We start from the raw sequence: 19,217 nt of genomic DNA on the forward strand, positions 1-19,217 counted from the left end.
TTTGTGCTGATGCTGTCGGCCTGGGTTTCAGTGGTTCCGCAACTGCCGCAGGACACTGTGCGCCGGGCCGATTCGGAAGCCGAACCCGAAAGTATTCCCAATAAGCTCCGCACCGTTGTCATCGACGCCGGACATGGCGGCAAAGACCCCGGTTGCGTTGGCCGCCGAACGCGCGAATCGCGGGTGGTGCTCAAACTTGCGCTGCAATTAGGCCGCAAAATTAAACGCGAGATGCCGAATGTACGGGTTATTTACACGCGTTCGACCGATCATTTTGTAGAATTAGCCGAACGCTCAGCCATTGCCAACCGAAACCGCGCCGATCTGTTCATCTCGATTCACTGCAACGCCAGCCCGAGCAGCAGCCGGGTCTATGGCACAGAAACCTATACGATGGGTCTGCATAAGACGCAGGGGAACCTCGACGTAGCCAAGCGCGAAAACAACGTTATTTTGCAGGAAAGCAACTACCAGCAGACATATAAAGGCTTTAACCCCAATTCACCCCTGGCCCACATCATGCTGGCAAACTATCAGCACGCCTTCATGGGCAGCAGTATCAACTTCGCCGAGAAAGTTGAACGCAGTTTCCGGCGACATGCCGACCGGAAAAGCAACGGCGTAAAACAGGCTGGTTTTCTGGTACTCTGGCGCACAACCATGCCGAGCGTACTGATCGAAACGGGATACCTCACTAACCCAACCGAAGAATTGTATCTGATGTCGGAAGATGGGCAGGAACAGATTGCCGGTGCTATCTTCAAAGCCTTCGCCCAGTATAAAGAAGAAATCGAAGCGGGGGGCTAATTCGCGCTTCTTTGGCACAAACTGAGCCGAAACAGAGTTATACGGTCAACCAGACGGGTTGTTGCGTCCGCCGGGCGTTCCCTCAAACACACATGAAAATTTCTCAGGAAGTAAAAGTTGGCCTGTTGGGCGTTGTTGCGCTGCTGATGCTGTATTTCGGATTCAACTTCCTCAAAGGCTCCGATTTTTTCTCGTCAACGAGCAAATACAAGGTCGTTTATGATAACATCGACGGCCTGACAGCCTCAAACCCGGTCCGAATCAATGGTCTGGTAGTCGGGCAGGTAAAGAGCATCGATATTTTGCAGGATCAGAACAACAAACTGCTCGTTACGCTCGAATTGAAAAAAGAAATCGTCGTAACGCAGGGAACGCAGGCTATTTTGGCCGACGATGGACTGCTGGGCGGCAAGTCGATCCGGTTGGCTGTGGCCCCCGGTAAGCCCCAGCTTAAGGATGGCGGTATGCTTATCGCAACGAAAGAAACGGGCATTGCCAATCTGGTTCGGGAAAAAACGTTGCCCGTACTGGCAAACGTCGATTCGCTGACGTATCAGTTGAACAAGATTGTGAAGCAGTTCGACCAGACGGGGCTTGTGCTGAACAGAACCCTCACGACTGCCAATGCCGCCGTTGGTACGCTCGACCTGACCATTGCCGAAAACCGGGCTGGCCTGAAGGCGACGCTCGCCAACGTAAACCGACTGTCGGCGTCGTTGATCGAAACAGAAAAGCAGTTGAAACCCATTCTGGCAAAAGCCGATAATCTGGCCGATTCGCTGCAAAGTCTGCAACTCAAACAAACGCTGGGCAACGTCAATAAAACCGTCGATAATCTGCAAAAACTGTTGGCAGGCATTCAGCAGGGGCGCGGTTCGCTGGGTAAACTCACCTCCGACGAGCAATTGTACACGAACGTAAACGCCACCACGGCCAGCCTCGAAAAGCTCCTGACCGACCTGCGCGAGAACCCAAAACGGTACGTGCATTTCTCACTCTTTGGCCGCAAAGACAAAAAAGCCGACCCTGCTAAAGCTGGCAGCACCACCGTAGTATCGGCAACCATAACGGCTGATTCGGTGCAGTGACCAGCAGCGAGTGCTCGCGCCAGCGAACAACATCATCCGTCAATATATACAGGCTCTATGTGCCGGCTTCCGTTTACACCATACCGTTCAGCACACAAAACCACAATATGCAAATCTTTCTTGACGAACTACAGACCCGCACTGCTCAGACTAAACTCGGTGGTGGACCAAAACGCATTGACGATCAACACAAGAAAGGCAAACTAACCGCCCGCGAACGCATCGATTACCTGACCGATTCTGAAAAACCGTTCGTTGAAATTGGTCTTTTTGCGGGCGAAGGATTATACGACGAACATGGCGGTTGCCCATCGGGGGGCGTTGTGGTGGGTATTGGCTATGTGTCGGGGCGGCAATGCGTTATCGTTGCCAACGACGCGACCGTAAAGGCCGGGGCATGGTTCCCGATTACGGCTAAAAAAAATCTCCGGGCGCAGGAAATCGCGATGGAAAACCGCCTGCCTGTTATTTACTTGGTCGATAGCGCGGGTGTGTATTTGCCGTTGCAAAACGAAGTGTTTGCCGATAAAGAGCACTTTGGCCGTACTTTCCGCAACAACGCGCAACTGTCGGCAATGGGCATTTTTCAGGTGGCTGCCATTATGGGTAGTTGTGTGGCGGGCGGGGCGTATCTGCCCATTATGTCCGACGAAAGCCTGATTGTAGAAGGCACGGGCAGTATTTTTCTGGCTGGGCCTTACCTCGTAAAAGCCAGCATCGGCGAAGACGTTGATGCCGAAACCCTCGGCGGAGCTATCACGCATACCGACATTTCTGGGGTAGTTGATAATCGCTATCCCGATGATAGAAGCTGCCTGGATGCTATCAAACGCATGTTCGATAAACTGGGCCGTGCCGATACTGCCGGTTTCGACCGCGTTCAACCGGCTCTACCCGCCAAAGACACCGCCGAAATTCATCAGCTTCTGCCCCTCGACCGCACCAAACCCTACGACATGCGTGAGATTGTGGATAGACTTGTGGATAGCTCTGAATTCGATGTTTATAAACCCGGCTACGGGCAGTCGTTACTCTGTGGCTATGCCCGCATCGACGGTTGGGCGGTCGGTATTGTGGCGAATCAGCGTAAGGTCGTAAAAGCGAAGGGCCGCACCGGACCCGGAACGCCGGACCGACCCGCCGAAATGCAGATGGGGGGCGTTATCTATGGCGATGCTGCTGACAAAGCCGCCCGGTTTATTATGAACTGCAATCAGAAACGGATACCGCTGGTGTTTTTGCAGGACGTATCGGGCTTTATGGTCGGGAGCCGGGCCGAGCAGGGGGGTATTATCAAAGACGGAGCCAAGATGGTGAGTGCGATGGCAAACTCAGTAGTACCCAAATTTACGGTGGTGGTGGGCAACAGCTACGGTGCGGGCAACTACGCCATGTGCGGCAAAGCCTATGACCCGCGCCTGATGCTGGCCTGGCCCACGGCGCAAATGGCCGTAATGAGCGGAGCCTCTGCCGCTAAAACGCTGGTGCAGATTCAGGTAGCTTCGTTGAAAGCCAAAGGCGAAGTGATTACGCCCGATGCCGAACAAGCCTTGTTACAGAAAATCACCGACCAGTACAACGCCCAGCTATCACCTTATTATGCAGCCGCCCGCCTGTGGGTCGATGCCGTAATTGACCCCCTCGACACCCGACAAATTCTTTCGGAAGGTATCGCTGCCGCCAATCACGCGCCTATTACAAAACCGTATTCTGTCGGCGTGATTCAGACGTAGCAAGGGCAGTGGCTTATGCGTCGTAAGTCAATCAGTTTCGCCATTTGAGCGTTTGAAGTAGATGCAGTACATCTTTCCGAATGTACTGAATAACAGGCTGGAGCGAGTCGTTCTGTGTGGCTGTGTTGAAATACAACGCCCCGCGAAGAAAGTGTTTCGTAGAATCCGTTACCACGAACTGCACTTGGCTCGGCACCTCACCCGACAGGTCGATCAGGCTTGCTTCCAGCCCCGATTTGAGCCGGATGGTACGCTGCTCAATCGAATACGCTTTTATATTGTGTCGGGCGGCTAATTTGTATGAATCTTCGAGCATGGCCCGCAGCCGGTTCTCGTCGTTGCCAACGGGCTTGTAGGTCAACTGGACACTTGCCTGAAATTTTGGATAATGGATAAAAATCCAATGCGGTTCCGAGCGGGCAAACGAATCGGGTCGAAGCTGAGCTATCTTGTTATACTCAAACTGATACGGATGCACGGGCGGCAACGGCACATACTGGTGCGCGGGCAAATCGAGCCGGGGGTAGCCTTTCGGCTTGGGAATGTAAGTAGTGGCCGATTCGCTACCGCAGGCAGTAAGCAAAAGCACAACAGGAAACAGAAAAATTCTCATCATAACCTCAATTAAACGGCGTGTCGCGGAAGCGGTCACGTTTTTTGGCAAAAAACGTCAGGCCAAACTGGTAATACAACAGGCGGGGCTGGAAGCTGGGCAAATCAGCTACGGAACCATCATTCAATGCCCATTTTCTGTCCGTAAGCAGAAACGGCAACTGATAACCAACGCGCCCACCCAACCGGATTTCTTCATAAACCTTTCTTAACCAATAAAGCCGAACATCGGCTCCAATAGCACCGTGCAAATTCAAATTGAACCCCTGGTGCAGGTTAGTAACTGAAAACGTGGCCGGATTATTAACGACCGTAGCCAATGGTACATTGTTGCGCTGAACGGGCAATAGTGCCAGCCGATACCACATGATGTCATAACCCAATGTGTGGCCCATCTTCGCCCGTTAGTGTGCCGACAAAGCGCGTTTCGCTTGTATTACGGCGACCGTCGCGTACAAACGAAATCACAAAGTTGCCGAACGTATCGCCCACACCATCGGCATCGACGTTGGTCTGGAGCAGCTTATCCTGAATAGTCTGCAAACTGCTGTTACGCATCAGGGGTGCTTCCACTCCTATTCTCAATCCAACCAGTGTTTTTGTTTGCGTAGAGTCCTGCCCGAAGCTGGCAAACGAACCAATAAAAACCGACAAAAAGATCAAAGTTGAACGCGTTTTCATAGTTGAGTTTATTAGTTAAGTTGATGATTATTGGTAAAAATAGACAAGTAAAAACCTGCCCTGATGACATAGAGCAGGTTTACGTAAAATTTAATGCGATGATGTCAAACTTTCACATCTTCCAGTTCTTCCTGCCGCACGGGCTGACCGAGCAGTGTAGCAAAGCGGTTGATGTTGAACGTCGGCTCAAACCATTGTACGCCCAGCACGGGGTGTTTTACGGGCACGTCGGGGTTTTGGATCTCATTGAGCAGCACGCCCGTGTCGCCGGTAGTGTGGCGTTTCACCTGCCGGATGCTGTAGAGCTGATCGCGCTTAGGCGTTTGTACGCCATATTCGGCATAAAAAGCCAGCACCTCAGCCGGAAAATTGTCGTTTATGCAAATAACTTCCATGCCCTTCGGTAATGAAAAATGTATAGTGAAAAATGAATAATGACGTAAGTGAAAGAACATTATTCATTTTTCACTATACATTTTTCATTAAAACTTTGTTCAGTCCAGCAGCCCGCCTAACTGACCCAGTACCGAGCCGCCTTCTTTGTGTGATTGAACACTCCCGACCGACAGCCGCTGTACGAGTTTGGAAATCGGCATACTCTGAATCCATACTTTGCCCGAACCACGCAGCGTAGCCAAGAATAGCCCTTCTCCGCCGAAAATCATGCTTTTCAGACCTCCTGACCGCTGAATGTCGAAGTTGATACTGGGTTCAAAACCTACGACACAGCCTGTATCGACCCTTAGCATTTCGTTGTTCAGGGTGCGTTCAATTACCACGCCCCCGGCATGAATGAAGGCCAGGCCATCGCCCTGAATTTTTTGAAGAATAAATCCCTCGCCCCCAAAGAAGCCCGCGCCAATGCGTTGATTCAAATGAATGCTCATTTTGGTGCCGAGAGCCGCGCAGAGAAACGAGTCTTTTTGCACAATGAGCGTATTGCCGTAAACGCTGGAAAGATTAATGGGTTTCACAGTGCCGGGGTAGGGGGCCGAGAACGTGACTTTTCGCTTGCCAACGCCCCGATTGGTAAAGTGTGTCATGAACAACGACTCGCCCGTGACCAGCCGTGAGCCGGCCTGCAGAAGCTTGCCCATAAAACCCTGGTCGGGCTGTGAGCCGTCGCCCATTTTGGTTTCAAACTGGATTCCGTCTTCCATATAGAGCATGGAACCGGCCTCGGCAATGACAGTCTCGTTGGGGTCGAGTTCAATTTCAACGATCTGAATGTCTTCGCCAATAATTTTGTAATCGATCTCGTGAGAATACATAATCAGTAAGTAGTTAGTACCAGACTGGCGCACCAGCCAGGAATAGAACAGTGGGCGAAAGCTACGATTTTTGGAAAAATGGGTGAATCGGTTTTCGTACTAACGGCTAAAAAAAAGCCCGACCGGGCGTTTTGGCGGGTCGGGCGTCAGGGCTTCTCGTCGTCCAGATTCAAATCACCGTCTATGTTTAATTCCTCATCCTCCGCCTGCTCCTGCTCGTCGGATTCGTCGGGAGGTGTTTCGCCTTTGAGATTCAAATCCGTGCGATGACGCAGTTTTTTGTCATCGACGGTTTTGTTCAGAAACTGGTTGATTTTGTCGATATCGAAACTCGTCGTGATTTCGCCGAACGAGTTGATCTGAATGTCAAAGCCTTCGAGTTCTTTGTGAACGCGTGGCTTGTCGTTTTCGTCGGGTGATTTTTTCTTTGCCATATCTCTGGTCTTTTTGGGTTAACTGACCGGTGTCTTCAGTGTTTCGAGTGCCTGTTCCAGTCGGGCCATTGTTTCGGCTTTACCGATAATTTCGAGCGTCAGCATCAGGTCAGGGCCGGCACCAACGCCTGTGAGGGCCAGCCGCATAGCCTGCATGATTTTGCCCTGCTTGATGCCTGCCTGTGTAAGCGTATCAGACAGTAGATGTTTGATGTCGTCGGCCACAAACAGGCCGCTATAGCGTTGCAGCGCGTCGCGGAAGGCCGTTACTGCCCGCACGGCGTCGGCGTTCCACTTGGCGGTTGCCACGGTTTCATCATACGAAGTCGGCGCGTTAAAAATTGTACTGGCTTCATCGAAAATTTCGCGGGCGAAACTAACGCGGCCTTTCAGCAGCGACACGATTTTTTCGGCCCGTTCGAGTGGGCAGTCGTAACCGGCGGCTTCGGCCTGTTGCTGTACGGTTGGGGCCAGTTCGGCATCGGGCCGTTGCCGAATATACTGTTGGTTGAACCATTGCGCCTTCTGAATGTCGAACCGCGCCCCGGCTTTATGCACCTGGGCCAGATCGAAACTGGCAATTAGTTCGTCCATCGTAAACAGTTCCTGCTCGGTGCCGGGGTTCCAGCCCAGCAGAGCCAGAAAGTTGACCGTTGCTTCGGGGAGGTAGCCTTCTTCGCGAAAGCCCCGCGCCACCGTGCCCGTTTGGGGATCTGTCCATTCGAGCGGGAAAATAGGGAAGCCGCCGACATCGGCATCGCGTTTGCTGAGTTTGCCATTGCCTTCGGGTTTGAGCAGCAGCGGCAGGTGGGCAAACTGTGGCATCGTGCTTTCCCAGCCGAGGTAGCGGTACAGCAGCACGTGCAGCGGAGCCGAGGGCAACCACTCTTCTCCACGAATTACGTGGGTGATGCCCATCAGATGATCGTCAACGATATTGGCGAGATGGTAGGTCGGCAGGCCGTCGGACTTCAGCAGAATCTTGTCGTCGATAGCCGACGAATGCACGTTTACCCACCCCCGGATGATGTCGTTGAGCCGTACTTCTTCTTTGCGTGGCGTTTTGAGCCGAATCACATACGGCTCACCAGCGTCGATGCGGCTGCTGACCTCATCGGCTTTCATTGTCAGTGAGTTGCGCATTTGCATCCGCGTGATGGCATTGTACTGAGCAGCGGGCGCGTTGGCTGCTTCGAGCCGGGCACGCATGGCATCGAGTTCGTCGGCAGTATCGAAGGCGTAATACGCTTTGCCTTCGTCGACCAACCGCTGTGCTTCTTTCTGATAAATCTCGCGCCGTTCCGACTGGCGGTATGGCCCGTTGTCACCGCCAACGCCTTGCCCTTCATCAATCTGAATACCAGCCCAGCGCAGGCTTTCAATGATGTACTCTTCGGCTCCCGGCACAAACCGATTCTGATCGGTGTCTTCGATGCGGAGGAGCATTTTTCCGCCCATCTTGCGGGCGAACAGGTAATTGTATAGTGCCGTTCGCACCCCGCCAATGTGCAGCGGGCCGGTAGGGCTGGGCGCGAAACGAACGCGAACAGAGTTTTGCATAGGAAATGGTTCAATGACTGAATGATTGACTGATTGAATGAAGACCTGAACCACCTCATTCAATCAGTCAACTACTCAATCATTCAAAAAATGGCTATCACTGAAATTTCAACATTGACGTCTTTGGGCAGGCGGGCCACTTCAACCGTTTCGCGAGCCGGTGGGTTTTGGCTGAAAAACTGGCCGTATACCTCGTTGATGGCCGAGAAGTTGTTCATGTCTTTCACAAAAATGCTGGCTTTCACGATGTTGGCATAATCCATGTCGGCGGCTTTGAGAATGGCTCCGATGTTTTCCATTACCTTTTGCGTCTCGGCCCGGATGTCGCCCAGCGGGGCCAGTTCAATAGCTACCTGACCCGAAACGTACAGTGTGTTGTTGGCTTTTACTGCCTGACTATACGGACCGATAGGCGCGGGAGCCTGTTCGGTGTAAACAATTTGCTTGCTCATGGTTTTTACTATATCGTGCAAAGTTACCACCAAAGTGCGGCTTACCCGAAACAGCCTGTACCAACTTCATGTTTCCGATTTCTGCGTCATGACCGATCAATCTACCTTCGAGCGACTGAAAAACCGGCTGCTGGGCCGTCTCGATGCCCACAAGCCTTATAAAATTGTGTATTACCGGGGTTTTGGTTCACCAACGGCGGTGTGGCTCAAAGGCCGCGTGCTGCGTGAGCGCGACCTCAGTACGCCTTCCGACAACGACACGTTTATCGAGAATCTGCTGGCAACGTATCAGCGTTTTGAAAGCGATGAAGTGCCGGGCGTAACGGTGAGCGTCGAAGCATTTGGACAAACACACACCACCGTGACGGATAGCGAAGGCTATTTTGAGGTGACAATTAACCCGCCCAACGACCTGTTGGCAGCATATCCCGGTCGGGTATGGTTTCCGGTGCGGTATGCACTCAACGGCATCATGCAACCGGTCACGGGCGAACCTGTCGTGAAAGATGGGCATCTGATGGTGTCACCCCCGTTTAGTCAGTTTGGCGTTATCTCCGATATTGATGATACTGTTTTGGTAACGGGAGCCACGAGCTTGGTGCAAACGGCGAAACTTACGTTTTTGGGCAATGCCTACACCCGTCTGCCGTTTGGTGGTGTGGCTGCGTTTTACCGGGCGTTGCAGAGCGGGCCGATCACAACCCTCTTTAACCCAATTTATTACGTGTCGAGTAGTCCGTGGAATTTGTATGATCTGCTGGTCGATTTTTTCCGTATCCAAGGCGTGCCAAAAGGGCCATTGCTGTTGCGTGACTTTGGCCTGAATCGCGAACTGCTGTCGTCGGGGGGGCACCACACGCACAAACTGGCGATGATTCGGAAGGTGCTGGACGTGAATCCGCAACTGGCGTTCGTGCTGATTGGCGATAGTGGGCAACAGGACCCCGAAATTTATACGCAGGTAGTAAAGGAAAATCCGGGTCGTATCCGGGCCATCTACATCCGCGACGTAACGGCGAAAGATCGGCGCGACGAGGCCGTGCGCGAACTAATTCGGGCTGCTGATGCGCAAAACGTGCCGATGCTGCTGGTGCCTGATACCGTTGCTGCCGCCGAACATGCCGCCCAGCTTGGCCTGATTGACCCCGACACGCTGCCCGAAATCCGCGCTGACCGGCAAGCCGATGAGGAGTGATGCTGCTGGCTAAACCTTGTCAATTGACGGTAGCAGCTTTTAAAATTCCTAAACAGCTTCTATATTTAGAAAATAAAGGCAAGTGAACCGACAGGGAAAAGAATGAAGATACTGGTTGTTGAAGATGATCCAAAGCTGGCATCGTTTGTCCGCAAAGGCTTTGAAGCTGAAGCCTGCGAGGTAGTGGTAGCTTACGATGGGCAGACGGGTCGGGCTATGTTCAACAAGCAACCTTACGATGTAATTATCCTCGACGTGAATATGCCACATATCAACGGGTTTGAGTTGTGTCGGCAAATCAGGCAGCATAATACGGAGATTCCTATCCTGATGCTGACCGCTCTGGATAGTTTAGACGACAAGGCCGAAGGCTTCGGTGCCGGAGCTGATGATTACCTGAGTAAGCCCTTTGAGTTCCGCGAGTTGTGGCTACGTACTCAGGCACTTACCCGTCGGCACCATACCGCTCCGCAGCGATCCCTCCAGTTGGCCGACCTGGTGCTGAATCCTGAATCTAAAATAGTTACGCGGGCGGGCAAACGCATTGACCTTACCACCCGCGAATACGCATTGCTGGAATACCTGCTGCGCAACCAGGGCCGGATTATTTCACGCGTCGATATTGCGGAGCGGGTATGGGACGTCAATTTTGATACGAATACTAATGTCATTGATGTGTACATTGGCTACCTGCGCCGTAAAATCGACCGGGATTTTACGCCTAAACTCGTGCATACGGTAGTGGGTATGGGATACGTACTTCGTGAATAACTGGTCATGCTTATTCGGAATAAACTGACGCTGCTGTTTACGATTCTGGTGCTGGCCATTCAGTTTACGTTCTCCGCTTTTGTTTACTCATTCTATTCGGTATACCGTCGGCAGGAGTTTTATGGGCAACTGCGGGCTAAGGCGCAGGTATTCGGGCGCGTGCTGATTGGGCGACAGGATGTGGCCCATTTGCTTAGTGCGCGTGTGCGGGCCAGCGACTTGCTCACCCTTACTGATGAGCAGATCAGTATTTATGATCGCCAGTTCCGCCCCCTGTTCGATAACCAGAATGCTTCTTATGAACATAAAGAACGGTCATTGCTGCCGACCTTGACGAAACAGCCGGTGGTGGCCTTCACTATTGATAAAGCTGAAGGCGTTGGCGTGGTGTTTCGTCAGGGAACCCAGCCATATTACGTTTTTGTGACAGGCTACGACGGGCTGGGCCGCTCCAAACGCGAAAACCTGCTGCTCATTATTCTGATTGGCAACCTCGGTGGCTTCGCGCTCATTCTGCTGGCTGGCTGGTACGTATCCGGGCGATTTTTGCAGCCCCTTGCCGATATGGCCCAGACCGTTCGTGAAGTATCGGCCAACCACCTCCATACCCGTGTCAACGAAGGCAACCGGCGCGATGAGATCGCTCAACTGGCTATCACCTTCAACGGCTTGCTGGGAGAACTGGAGCGGGCATTTGAGAGTCAGCGGCAGTTTGTAGCCCACGCATCGCATGAACTGCGAACACCCCTAACCAACGTACTGGGTACGCTCGACATCTCACTGACCTACGATACCGACCCGGCCCAATGGCGGCAGAGTATGCGCAGTGCTATAGACGAAATCAGAAAGCTAATTCAACTGACGAATAGCTTACTTAATTTAGCAAAAGCATCGGGTAGCTCCACCACAATGGCACCCATTCGGCTCGATGAGTGCCTGCTCGACGCCATTGCCCAGGTGCAACAGAAATATGCCGGACGGCAAATCAACCTGTCGTTTGGCACCTTATCCGACGATTATTACATCGTAACTGGAAATCAGTTACTGCTAACCACCGCTTTCGCGAACATTCTCGACAATGCCTGCAAGTATTCAGAGGCATCGGTGCGCGTAGTGCTGGAAAAGTTAACTGACGCCGACCGATATACTATTCAGGTAACTGATCAGGGGCGTGGCATTACCAGCGATGACCTGCCGCACGTTTTTAGCCCTTTAGTGCGGGGGCACAATGTGGCGGGGGTGCAGGGCTTTGGTGTAGGGCTGGCTATTACAAAGCAGCTTATCACGCTGCATCACGGAAGTATTCAGATTGAATCCAGCCCGGACGTAGGCACAACCGTTCATATTGAGTTGCCTGCTCTGCCCGCTGCGTGATATACAATCTCATATTGTTCTCATCTCGTTTTTAATCGGCCAACTGACTTTTGGGGCATTACACGCACAAAAGAACCTGTTGCCATGAAAACCCAACGCCCTTTCAATATCCTTCCGGCGGGTTTACTGCTGGGGTTAGCCGGCTCACTGCTACTGAATCTATATCAGCTCAATGAGCGAAATAGACAAACGGCTGGTATTCTGCCAGCAGAATCGAAAAATACGGGTCAAACGGCCATCGCCGAAGGTATGGCTGTGCATCGACGGCACAATACCCACAAAGACAGTCTGCCGCTGACCTCGCCACCCGGCTCCCTGATGAAACCCCATGCCCGTCGCTAAAGCCATTAACCTGATTCTAAGATACAGTAATGAACCGCTGCCACTTTTTCGTCTTCGGGTTGCTGCTGACCGGTACTCTGTTGCTGGGGCAACGGCGTCAGGCTGAAGCCGCTTCTCCTGCTGATACCCTGACGCTGACTCTGGCTCAGGCCGAAGCACAGTTTCGTTCGGGGAACCTGCAATTGCTTGCCTCTCAGGCCGGTATCAGTGAAAATCAAGCCTATGAATACCAGGCTCGGCTAATCAACAATCCCACCATTTATGTAGAACAAATGCCTTATAACCACCAAACGGGAGAGTTTATGCCGTTTCGGAGAACCAACTCCGAGCAGGTAGTGCAGGTGCAGCAACTGCTGCTGCTGGCAGGGAAGCGAAACAAGCAGTTAGCTATTGCCCGCCAGCAGACAACCTTAGCCGCCGACCGCTTTTATGACCTTATCCGAACGCTGACATATCAGGTACGGTCTACGTTCTACGATCTCTACTATGCCCGGCAGGCTCTCGGTGTGTATGGACAGGAAATCAGTACGTTACGCCAGACGGTGAACCTGTTTAAGCAACAGTACGATAAAGGCAACATACCACTGAAAGACCTTGCCCGCCTGAAAGCATACCTATTCAACCTGACTACCGAACAGCAACAATTTCTTCGCCGGGTTGCCGATGCTAATGCTGATCTGACAGTGCTGCTCAACGTGTCCCCAACCATAGCCATACAGCCAACGGTCGGCGAAACCGCAGCAACCGATTCGGCGACCGTAGCCCGGCTCAACGTAAGCGACTTGTATCAGACCGCCGAAAAAAGCCGATTCGACCTGAAAGCCTTTCGCGACGGGGTTAAACTGGAACAACAGAACCTGATTCTGCAAAAAGCACTGGCCGTGCCCGATCTGACGCTTCAGGGGACTTACGACCGTAATGCGGGCTTCATTCCCAACTATTTTGGGATTGGTGTGGGGAGCAGCCTGCCGTTTTTCAACAGAAATCAGGGCAACATTAAGGCGGCAGCCATCCGTACCCAGAGTAGTCAGCAATTGAGCCGGGCCTATCAGTTGCAGGTAGAGGGCGAGGTACAGCGGGCATACGAAAAAGCGCTGCAAACCGAACAGCTTTACTACACCTTCGATAATCGCTTCAACGCCGATTTTGCCCGGCTAATCGAAGGCGTGATTACCAACTACCGCAAGCAAAATATCGATGTAGTGGAGTTTCTGGACTTTTTCGATTCCTACAAAAACAGCCAGATTCAGTACAATCAACTACAGAACGACCGACAACAGAGCCTCGAAGCACTCAATTTTGCCGTGGGAGCCAATGTCTTAGTCGCAAAATAACCTGCTGTAAATCAATAACCTGATTCGTTATGAACAAGCATATTCATGCATACCTGATTCGGATGGTCTGGGCAACTCTTGCCCTACTAACAGGTGTTTTGGCCGGGTGTCAGTCGACGGCCAGATCAGATCAGTCGGCGCAGACCGACAAGCCAACCGTGAATCTGCTGGCAAATGCCCGTATCGACACGGCCCGCTTGGCCCCCGTTGCCGACGAGATTGCGCTGACGGGTAAAATCACCTTCAACCAGGACCGGATAGTCAAAGTATTTCCGCTGGTAGGCGGACATATCGAAACCGTCAGGGCCGACCTCGGCGACTACGTACGCAAAGGGCAGGTGCTGGCTATGCTTCGTTCCGGCGATCTGGCCGACCTCTCGCAGCAGGCTGTGGCGGCTCGCGGGCAGGTAGCCGTAGCGCAGAAAAACCTACAGGTGGCTGAAGACATGACAAAAGCCGGGCTTAGTTCGCAGCGCGACTTAGTGGCTGCCCGCGAGCAATTTCTGGCGGCCAAAGGCGAGCTGGCCCGCGTGGGCGAACGGCAGCGCATTATGGGCAGTGCGGGGTCGGCATACGCCGTTAAAGCCCCTATGAGCGGATTTGTAGTCGAAAAAAGCGCGTCGCCCGGTATGGAACTCCGCTCCGACGACCCCGAAAACCTGTTCACCATCTCAAATCTTGATCAGGTCTGGGTTATAGCCAACGTATATGAGTCTGATCTGTCGCATATCCAGGTAGGCAATCAGGCAACCATAACCACCCTCTCATATCCTGACCGCGTGTTTCGGGGAAAAATCGACAAGGTATTCAACATGCTCGATCCCGACAGCAAGACCCTCCGGGTGCGCGTCACACTGCCCAACCCCGATTTCACGCTCAAACCTGAAATGTTTGCCAACGTAAGCGTACAGTACGCCGGACACGAGCAGCGGGTGGCTATTCCGGCCAACGCAGTTTTGTTCGACAAGAGCCGCAACTTCGTGGTAGCCGTTACGCAGCAGGGGCAACCGGTGGTGCGGGAGGTGAACGTCTTCAAAACTATTGGTGATAGAACCTACCTGACCAGCGGCCTACAGGCGGGTGAGCGGGTGGTATCACAAAACGGATTACTCATTTACAATGCACTGAGCAACTAACCGGGTAATCACGCCATGACGACATTCATCAAAGCAATCATTTCCTTTTCGCTCAGAAACCGCTTCTTCGTGTTCTTTCTGACGGCATTGGCCGTTGTGGCTGGCTGGTTCTGCTACCAGCATACGCCCATCGAAGCCTTCCCCGACGTAACCAATACACAGATCACCCTCATCACGCAGTGGCCTGGCCGCTCGGCAGAGGAGATTGAAAAGTTCGTGACCATACCACTGGAAATCGGGCTGAACCCCGTACAGAAGAAAACGGACATCCGCTCTACTACCCTTTTCGGGCTATCGGTGGTAAAGATTATGTTCGAGGATGGGGTCGATGACAGTTTTGCCCGACAGCAGGTCAACAACCTGCTTGGCAGCGTTGATCTGCCCGATGGCATCCGGCCCGACGTGCAGCCACCCTACGGCCCGACCGGCGAAATATTCCGCTACACGCTCCGCTCACCCACCCGCTCGGCCCGTGAACTGAAAACCATCCAGGACTGGACCATTGAGCGGCAACTGAAAAGCATACCGGGCGTAGCCGACGTGGTAAGCTTCGGCGGGGAGGTGAAAACCTACGAAATATCAGTTAATCCGCACCGTCTGCTCGATTACAACATTACACCCCTTCAACTCTACCAGGCCGTTGCCAACGCCAACGTTAACGTGGGGGGCGACGTAATCGAGAAAAATTCTGAAGCCTACGTAGTGCGCGGCATTGGGCTGTTGCGTAACCAGCAGGACATCGGCAACATTGTTATCAAAAACGTGAACGGTACGCCCATTATGGTCCGTAACGTAGCGCAGGTGGCCGAGTCGGCCCTGCCGCGCCTGGGGCAGGCAGGTCGCGACAATCAGAACGACGTAGTAGAGTGCATTGTGGTGATGCGGAAGGGCGAAAACCCCAGCGAGGTAATCGAACGGGTAAAAGCCAAAATCGACGAACTGAACACGAACATTCTGCCCGCCGATGTCCGGCTCGATACGTTCTATAACCGCGAAACGCTCATTCATTTTGCCACGCACACCGTCACCCATAACCTGCTGGAAGGAATTGTGCTGGTAACGGTCATTGTGTTTCTGTTTATGGCCGACTGGCGCACCACACTCACCGTATCGATCATCATTCCACTGGCTCTGCTGTTTGCTTTCATTTGCCTGCGGCTCAAGGGCATGTCGGCCAACCTGCTGTCGATGGGTGCCATCGATTTCGGGATTATTGTCGATGGTGCTGTGGTGATGGTCGAGGGAATCTTTGTGACACTTGATGAACTGGCACACAAGGAAGGGATGACCAGATTCAATAAACTGGCTAAGCTGGGCATTCTGCGAAAAACCGGCGTTGAGATGGGCAAGGCCATTTTCTTTTCCAAACTCATTATCATCACCTGCCTGATTCCTATTTTCTCGTTTCAGCAGGTGGAAGGCAAAATGTTTTCTCCACTGGCCTGGACGCTGGGTTTCGCCCTGCTGGGAGCCTTGATTTTTACGCTGACGCTGGTGCCGGTGCTCGCCAGTTTTCTGCTTCGCCACAATGTACGGGAGAAACACAACCCGTTTGTCGCCTTCATTACCCGCAACGCCACCCGCGCCTTTGGCTATACGTTTGCCCATAAGCGGATGAGCCTGCTCGCAGCAGCCGTGTTGGTAGTGGTTGGGCTGTCGGGCTTTAGCCTGCTCGGTACGGAGTTTTTGCCGGAACTGGACGAAGGCTCAATCTACATCCGGGCCTCGATGCCGATGAGCATATCACTGCCCGAATCGGTTCGGCTGACTACGCAGATGCGCCATATCTTCGATCAGTTTCCTGAGGTGAAGGGGGTTGTGTCGCAAACGGGGCGGCCCAACGATGGCACTGACCCAACGGGCTTTTATAACGTCGAATTTCTGGTCAGCATCTTCCCCAAAGAAGACTGGAAACGCAGCCTTACCAAAGCGCAACTGATTGAGCAGATGCAGGCGAAGTTAAGGGCATTTCCGGGCGTTGATTTCAGCTTTTCGCAACCCATCATGGACAATGTGGCCGAAGCGGTATCGGGGGTGAAGGGGTCTATTGCCGTGAAGGTGTACGGCCCCGACCTGTACACCTTAGAGCGCAAAGCGGGCGAAATTCAGCAGCAGTTAGCCACCGTATCGGGTATCAGCGACCTGGGCGTTATCCGCAACATCGGTCAGCCAGAGTTGCGGGTCGAACTGGACGAGCAGAAACTGGCCCTCTACGGCGTAAACAAAGCCGAAGCTGAAGCAGTGGTCGAGATGGCAATTGGCGGCAAAGCAGCCACCCAGATTTATGAAGGCGAACGTAAGTTTGACCTTCGTATTCGGTACGAAAAACCGTTTCGCTCCGACGAAACCGAACTGGCCGCCCTGATGGTGCCAACCCAGAACGGGGCACAGATACCAATTCGGGAATTGGGCCGCATCTACGCCCAGACCGGCCCAATTCTGATTTACCGCGAGGGCAACCAGCGGTATGGTGCCGTGAAGTTTTCGGTGCGGGGGCGCGATATGGGCGGGGCCGTTGCCGAAGCGCAGCAAAAAGTAGCGGCTCACGTCCGATTACCGGCGGGTTACTCGGTCAAGTGGGCGGGCGATTTTGAGAATCAGCAACGGGCCACCCTCCGGCTTGAGCAGGTAGTGCCTATTAGTTTGCTGGGTATTTTCCTGATTCTGTTCGTGCTGTTTGGTAATGCCCGCGACGCTGGTCTGGTGTTGCTCAATGTGCCGTTTGCCATCATCGGCGGTATTGCGGCCCTGCTCATAACCCACGTCAACTTCAGTATTTCGGCGGGTATCGGGTTCATTGCCCTATTCGGTATCTGCATCCAGAACGGGGTAATCCTGATTTCAGTATTCAAGAAAAACCTGCACAACCGGCTGTTGCTGAACGACGCCATTCGGGAAGGCGTCATCTCCCGCATTCGGCCCGTAGTGATGACAGCCCTAATGGCTACCATCGGACTGATCCCAGCCGCCGTTTCCACGGGTATCGGCTCCGAAACGTCCAGACCGCTGGCTATTGTGGTTATCGGTGGCCTGATAACCGCCACCCTGCTCACCCTGCTCGTGTTTCCGCTGATGTTCTACGCATTCTACCGGGGCCGCATAATCGGATCAATTCAATAGAAAATAGTACTATTTATGGTTTATTGCGCTCATACGAGGGCGTCGAAGCCCTTTGCTTTACATTTTTCTAATTCATTTCTCATGCGGTTCTCATCTGGCAAAGGCTCTTTTGTACCCGTAAGTACGCATGTTCGGGCCCATTGGCCGTACTGTATTTGCAAAACCTGGTTCGACCCGATAAACGTGAAAATCTATATGAATCGATACCTCCCGCTCATTAGCTTATGCAGTTTGCTGAGCCTTGCCAGTTGCCAGAAGAAGGAAGAAAAGAAGGAAGAACTGGTCGAGTTCATGGTTACCAGCCCCTTGAAAAGAGACACGACGATCACGAAAGAGTACGTGTCTCAGATTCACTCGTTCCGCCACATTGAATTACGGGCGCAGCAGCGCGGCTATATACAGAATGTCTTTGTTGATGAAGGGCAGTTTGTGCGGCAGGGGCAGCTCATGTTTCAGATCATGCCCAAACTCTACGAAGCCGAACTGAAGAAAGCGCAGGCAGAAGTTAACTTCGCCGGTATCGAATACCAGAATACTAAAAAACTGGCCGACAACAAGATCGTGGCTCCTAACGAGCTGGCTATGGTAGGGGCCAAGTTAGACAAAGCAAAAGCCGAAGCAACCTTAGCCCAGACGCATCTGGAGTTTACAAAGATTAAAGCACCTTTTTCGGGTATCATGGACCACTTTCAGGTCCGGCTGGGGAGCTTAGTCGATGAAGGCGATTTGCTGACAACGTTGTCGGACAACAGCAAAATGTGGGTGTATTTCAACGTGCCGGAAGCTGAATACCTCGATTACAAAACGCACCAGCAAAACAACCAGGTACACGTGAACTTAGTGATGGCGAACAACGAACTGTTCGCCTATCCGGGCGTGGTGCAAACTATCGAGGCCGACTTTAACAATCAGACCGGCAACATCGCCTTTCGCGCCACCTTCCCCAATCCGAAAGGACTCCTGCGGCACGGTGAAACTGGTAATGTCCGAATGACCGTACCGCTCAAAAATGCCCTGATTATTCCGCAGAAAGCCACCTTCGAGGTTCTGGAAAAAAAGTATGTGTACGTGGTGGATAAAAACAACGTGATTCGATCCAGAGAAATCACCATAGCCGCCGAAATGCCACACATTTTCGTGGTGCAGAGCGGGCTGAAAAAAGACGACCGGATTCTGCTGGAAGGGCTGCGTCAGGTAAAGGAGAACGAAAAAATACACGCCAAATTCATGCAGCCTGAGTCGGTTATAGCTCATTTGGGTCTGTATGCTGAATAGAAGAATGCGCATTCATCATTGCGCATTACACA

The 19,217-nt window shown here is 52.7% G+C and carries 19 protein-coding genes; 11 read left to right on the forward strand and 8 right to left on the reverse strand.

What is annotated here, in order from left to right:
• Nucleotides 1-9: 9 nt before the first annotated feature.
• From AWR27_RS23095 to AWR27_RS23105, 3 genes are all read left to right on the forward strand, one after another.
• Entirely contained in the window at nucleotides 10-807 is a 798-nt protein-coding gene (locus tag AWR27_RS23095; RefSeq protein ID WP_157579341.1) for an N-acetylmuramoyl-L-alanine amidase family protein, read from the forward strand.
• A 92-nt stretch (nucleotides 808-899) separates the two neighbouring features.
• Nucleotides 900-1,895: an MlaD family protein gene (locus tag AWR27_RS23100; protein ID WP_077133368.1), complete on the forward strand. Its 996-nt coding sequence runs from the start codon at nucleotides 900-902 to the stop codon at nucleotides 1,893-1,895.
• A gap of 107 nt (nucleotides 1,896-2,002) precedes the next feature.
• Nucleotides 2,003-3,628 (forward strand): acyl-CoA carboxylase subunit beta, encoded by a 1,626-nt coding sequence (locus AWR27_RS23105; RefSeq protein WP_077133369.1) that lies wholly within the window; start codon nucleotides 2,003-2,005, stop codon nucleotides 3,626-3,628.
• A 31-nt stretch (nucleotides 3,629-3,659) separates the two neighbouring features.
• Here the strand turns inward: AWR27_RS23105 and gldD are convergent, their stop codons facing one another.
• The 8 genes from gldD to AWR27_RS23145 form a co-directional block, all read right to left on the reverse strand.
• Nucleotides 3,660-4,244, reverse strand: coding sequence for a gliding motility lipoprotein GldD (gene gldD / locus AWR27_RS23110; protein WP_077133370.1), 585 nt, complete (start codon nucleotides 4,242-4,244; stop codon nucleotides 3,660-3,662).
• Between the two features lie 4 nt (nucleotides 4,245-4,248).
• Complete coding sequence (locus AWR27_RS23115; RefSeq protein ID WP_077133371.1) at nucleotides 4,249-4,635, reverse strand: hypothetical protein; 387 nt, start codon at nucleotides 4,633-4,635, stop codon at nucleotides 4,249-4,251.
• Nucleotides 4,613-4,921, reverse strand: a complete 309-nt coding sequence (locus AWR27_RS23120) for a hypothetical protein (protein ID WP_077133372.1) — start codon at nucleotides 4,919-4,921, stop codon at nucleotides 4,613-4,615. Before AWR27_RS23120 ends, AWR27_RS23115 begins: the two co-directional genes overlap by 23 nt.
• A gap of 104 nt (nucleotides 4,922-5,025) precedes the next feature.
• The gene (locus AWR27_RS23125; RefSeq protein WP_077133373.1) at nucleotides 5,026-5,316 is read right to left on the reverse strand and encodes a hypothetical protein; all 291 of its coding nucleotides are present in this window, start codon (nucleotides 5,314-5,316) and stop codon (nucleotides 5,026-5,028) included.
• Between the two features lie 99 nt (nucleotides 5,317-5,415).
• The gene (locus AWR27_RS23130) at nucleotides 5,416-6,192 is read right to left on the reverse strand and encodes a TIGR00266 family protein (RefSeq protein WP_077133374.1); all 777 of its coding nucleotides are present in this window, start codon (nucleotides 6,190-6,192) and stop codon (nucleotides 5,416-5,418) included.
• A gap of 146 nt (nucleotides 6,193-6,338) precedes the next feature.
• A complete protein-coding gene (locus AWR27_RS23135) occupies nucleotides 6,339-6,626 on the reverse strand; it encodes a hypothetical protein (protein WP_077133375.1) in 288 nt (95 codons plus the stop codon).
• Between the two features lie 18 nt (nucleotides 6,627-6,644).
• Complete coding sequence (gene gltX / locus AWR27_RS23140; RefSeq protein ID WP_077133376.1) at nucleotides 6,645-8,186, reverse strand: glutamate--tRNA ligase; 1,542 nt, start codon at nucleotides 8,184-8,186, stop codon at nucleotides 6,645-6,647.
• Between the two features lie 83 nt (nucleotides 8,187-8,269).
• Nucleotides 8,270-8,638 carry a Rid family detoxifying hydrolase gene (locus tag AWR27_RS23145; protein WP_077133377.1) on the reverse strand — a complete coding sequence of 123 codons (369 nt, stop codon included), beginning with the start codon at nucleotides 8,636-8,638 and terminating at the stop codon, nucleotides 8,270-8,272.
• Nucleotides 8,639-8,726: 88 nt separating this feature from the next.
• Here AWR27_RS23145 and AWR27_RS23150 point away from each other — a divergent pair, with 88 nt between their 5' ends.
• The 8 genes from AWR27_RS23150 (at nucleotide 8,727) to AWR27_RS23185 (ending at nucleotide 19,185) form a co-directional block, all read left to right on the forward strand.
• A complete protein-coding gene (locus tag AWR27_RS23150; RefSeq protein ID WP_077134165.1) occupies nucleotides 8,727-9,833 on the forward strand; it encodes an App1 family protein in 1,107 nt (368 codons plus the stop codon).
• Nucleotides 9,834-9,935: 102 nt separating this feature from the next.
• A complete protein-coding gene (locus AWR27_RS23155; protein ID WP_077133378.1) occupies nucleotides 9,936-10,604 on the forward strand; it encodes a response regulator transcription factor in 669 nt (222 codons plus the stop codon).
• A 6-nt stretch (nucleotides 10,605-10,610) separates the two neighbouring features.
• Nucleotides 10,611-11,978 (forward strand): sensor histidine kinase, encoded by a 1,368-nt coding sequence (locus AWR27_RS23160; RefSeq protein WP_077133379.1) that lies wholly within the window; start codon nucleotides 10,611-10,613, stop codon nucleotides 11,976-11,978.
• Between the two features lie 84 nt (nucleotides 11,979-12,062).
• A complete protein-coding gene (locus AWR27_RS23165; protein WP_077133380.1) occupies nucleotides 12,063-12,320 on the forward strand; it encodes a hypothetical protein in 258 nt (85 codons plus the stop codon).
• A 29-nt stretch (nucleotides 12,321-12,349) separates the two neighbouring features.
• The gene (locus AWR27_RS23170; protein ID WP_077133381.1) at nucleotides 12,350-13,654 is read left to right on the forward strand and encodes a TolC family protein; all 1,305 of its coding nucleotides are present in this window, start codon (nucleotides 12,350-12,352) and stop codon (nucleotides 13,652-13,654) included.
• Between the two features lie 29 nt (nucleotides 13,655-13,683).
• Complete coding sequence (locus tag AWR27_RS23175; RefSeq protein WP_083732948.1) at nucleotides 13,684-14,790, forward strand: efflux RND transporter periplasmic adaptor subunit; 1,107 nt, start codon at nucleotides 13,684-13,686, stop codon at nucleotides 14,788-14,790.
• Nucleotides 14,791-14,805: 15 nt separating this feature from the next.
• Nucleotides 14,806-17,910: an efflux RND transporter permease subunit gene (locus AWR27_RS23180; protein WP_077133382.1), complete on the forward strand. Its 3,105-nt coding sequence runs from the start codon at nucleotides 14,806-14,808 to the stop codon at nucleotides 17,908-17,910.
• Between the two features lie 195 nt (nucleotides 17,911-18,105).
• Complete coding sequence (locus tag AWR27_RS23185) at nucleotides 18,106-19,185, forward strand: efflux RND transporter periplasmic adaptor subunit (RefSeq protein ID WP_077134167.1); 1,080 nt, start codon at nucleotides 18,106-18,108, stop codon at nucleotides 19,183-19,185.
• Nucleotides 19,186-19,217: the final 32 nt, after the last annotated feature.

It is taken from the genome of Spirosoma montaniterrae (assembly GCF_001988955.1).
GTDB lineage: Bacteria > Bacteroidota > Bacteroidia > Cytophagales > Spirosomataceae > Spirosoma > Spirosoma montaniterrae.

Bases quoted from the DNA above. Each gene is read 5' to 3' on its own strand.
- AWR27_RS23180 (WP_077133382.1), top strand. From the start codon at position 14,806: ATGACGACATTCATCAAAGCAATCATTTCCTTTTCGCTCAGAAACCGC.
- AWR27_RS23125 (WP_077133373.1), bottom strand. From the start codon at position 5,316: ATGGAAGTTATTTGCATAAACGACAATTTTCCGGCTGAGGTGCTGGCT.
- AWR27_RS23100 (WP_077133368.1), top strand. From the start codon at position 900: ATGAAAATTTCTCAGGAAGTAAAAGTTGGCCTGTTGGGCGTTGTTGCG.
- AWR27_RS23105 (WP_077133369.1), top strand. From the start codon at position 2,003: ATGCAAATCTTTCTTGACGAACTACAGACCCGCACTGCTCAGACTAAA.
- gldD (WP_077133370.1), bottom strand. From the start codon at position 4,244: ATGATGAGAATTTTTCTGTTTCCTGTTGTGCTTTTGCTTACTGCCTGC.
- AWR27_RS23120 (WP_077133372.1), bottom strand. From the start codon at position 4,921: ATGAAAACGCGTTCAACTTTGATCTTTTTGTCGGTTTTTATTGGTTCG.
- AWR27_RS23115 (WP_077133371.1), bottom strand. From the start codon at position 4,635: ATGGGCCACACATTGGGTTATGACATCATGTGGTATCGGCTGGCACTA.
- AWR27_RS23135 (WP_077133375.1), bottom strand. From the start codon at position 6,626: ATGGCAAAGAAAAAATCACCCGACGAAAACGACAAGCCACGCGTTCAC.
- AWR27_RS23155 (WP_077133378.1), top strand. From the start codon at position 9,936: ATGAAGATACTGGTTGTTGAAGATGATCCAAAGCTGGCATCGTTTGTC.
- AWR27_RS23175 (WP_083732948.1), top strand. From the start codon at position 13,684: ATGAACAAGCATATTCATGCATACCTGATTCGGATGGTCTGGGCAACT.
- AWR27_RS23150 (WP_077134165.1), top strand. From the start codon at position 8,727: ATGACCGATCAATCTACCTTCGAGCGACTGAAAAACCGGCTGCTGGGC.
- AWR27_RS23170 (WP_077133381.1), top strand. From the start codon at position 12,350: ATGAACCGCTGCCACTTTTTCGTCTTCGGGTTGCTGCTGACCGGTACT.
- AWR27_RS23130 (WP_077133374.1), bottom strand. From the start codon at position 6,192: ATGTATTCTCACGAGATCGATTACAAAATTATTGGCGAAGACATTCAG.
- AWR27_RS23145 (WP_077133377.1), bottom strand. From the start codon at position 8,638: ATGAGCAAGCAAATTGTTTACACCGAACAGGCTCCCGCGCCTATCGGT.
- AWR27_RS23185 (WP_077134167.1), top strand. From the start codon at position 18,106: ATGAATCGATACCTCCCGCTCATTAGCTTATGCAGTTTGCTGAGCCTT.
- gltX (WP_077133376.1), bottom strand. From the start codon at position 8,186: ATGCAAAACTCTGTTCGCGTTCGTTTCGCGCCCAGCCCTACCGGCCCG.
- AWR27_RS23165 (WP_077133380.1), top strand. From the start codon at position 12,063: ATGAAAACCCAACGCCCTTTCAATATCCTTCCGGCGGGTTTACTGCTG.
- AWR27_RS23160 (WP_077133379.1), top strand. From the start codon at position 10,611: ATGCTTATTCGGAATAAACTGACGCTGCTGTTTACGATTCTGGTGCTG.
- AWR27_RS23095 (WP_157579341.1), top strand. From the start codon at position 10: ATGCTGTCGGCCTGGGTTTCAGTGGTTCCGCAACTGCCGCAGGACACT.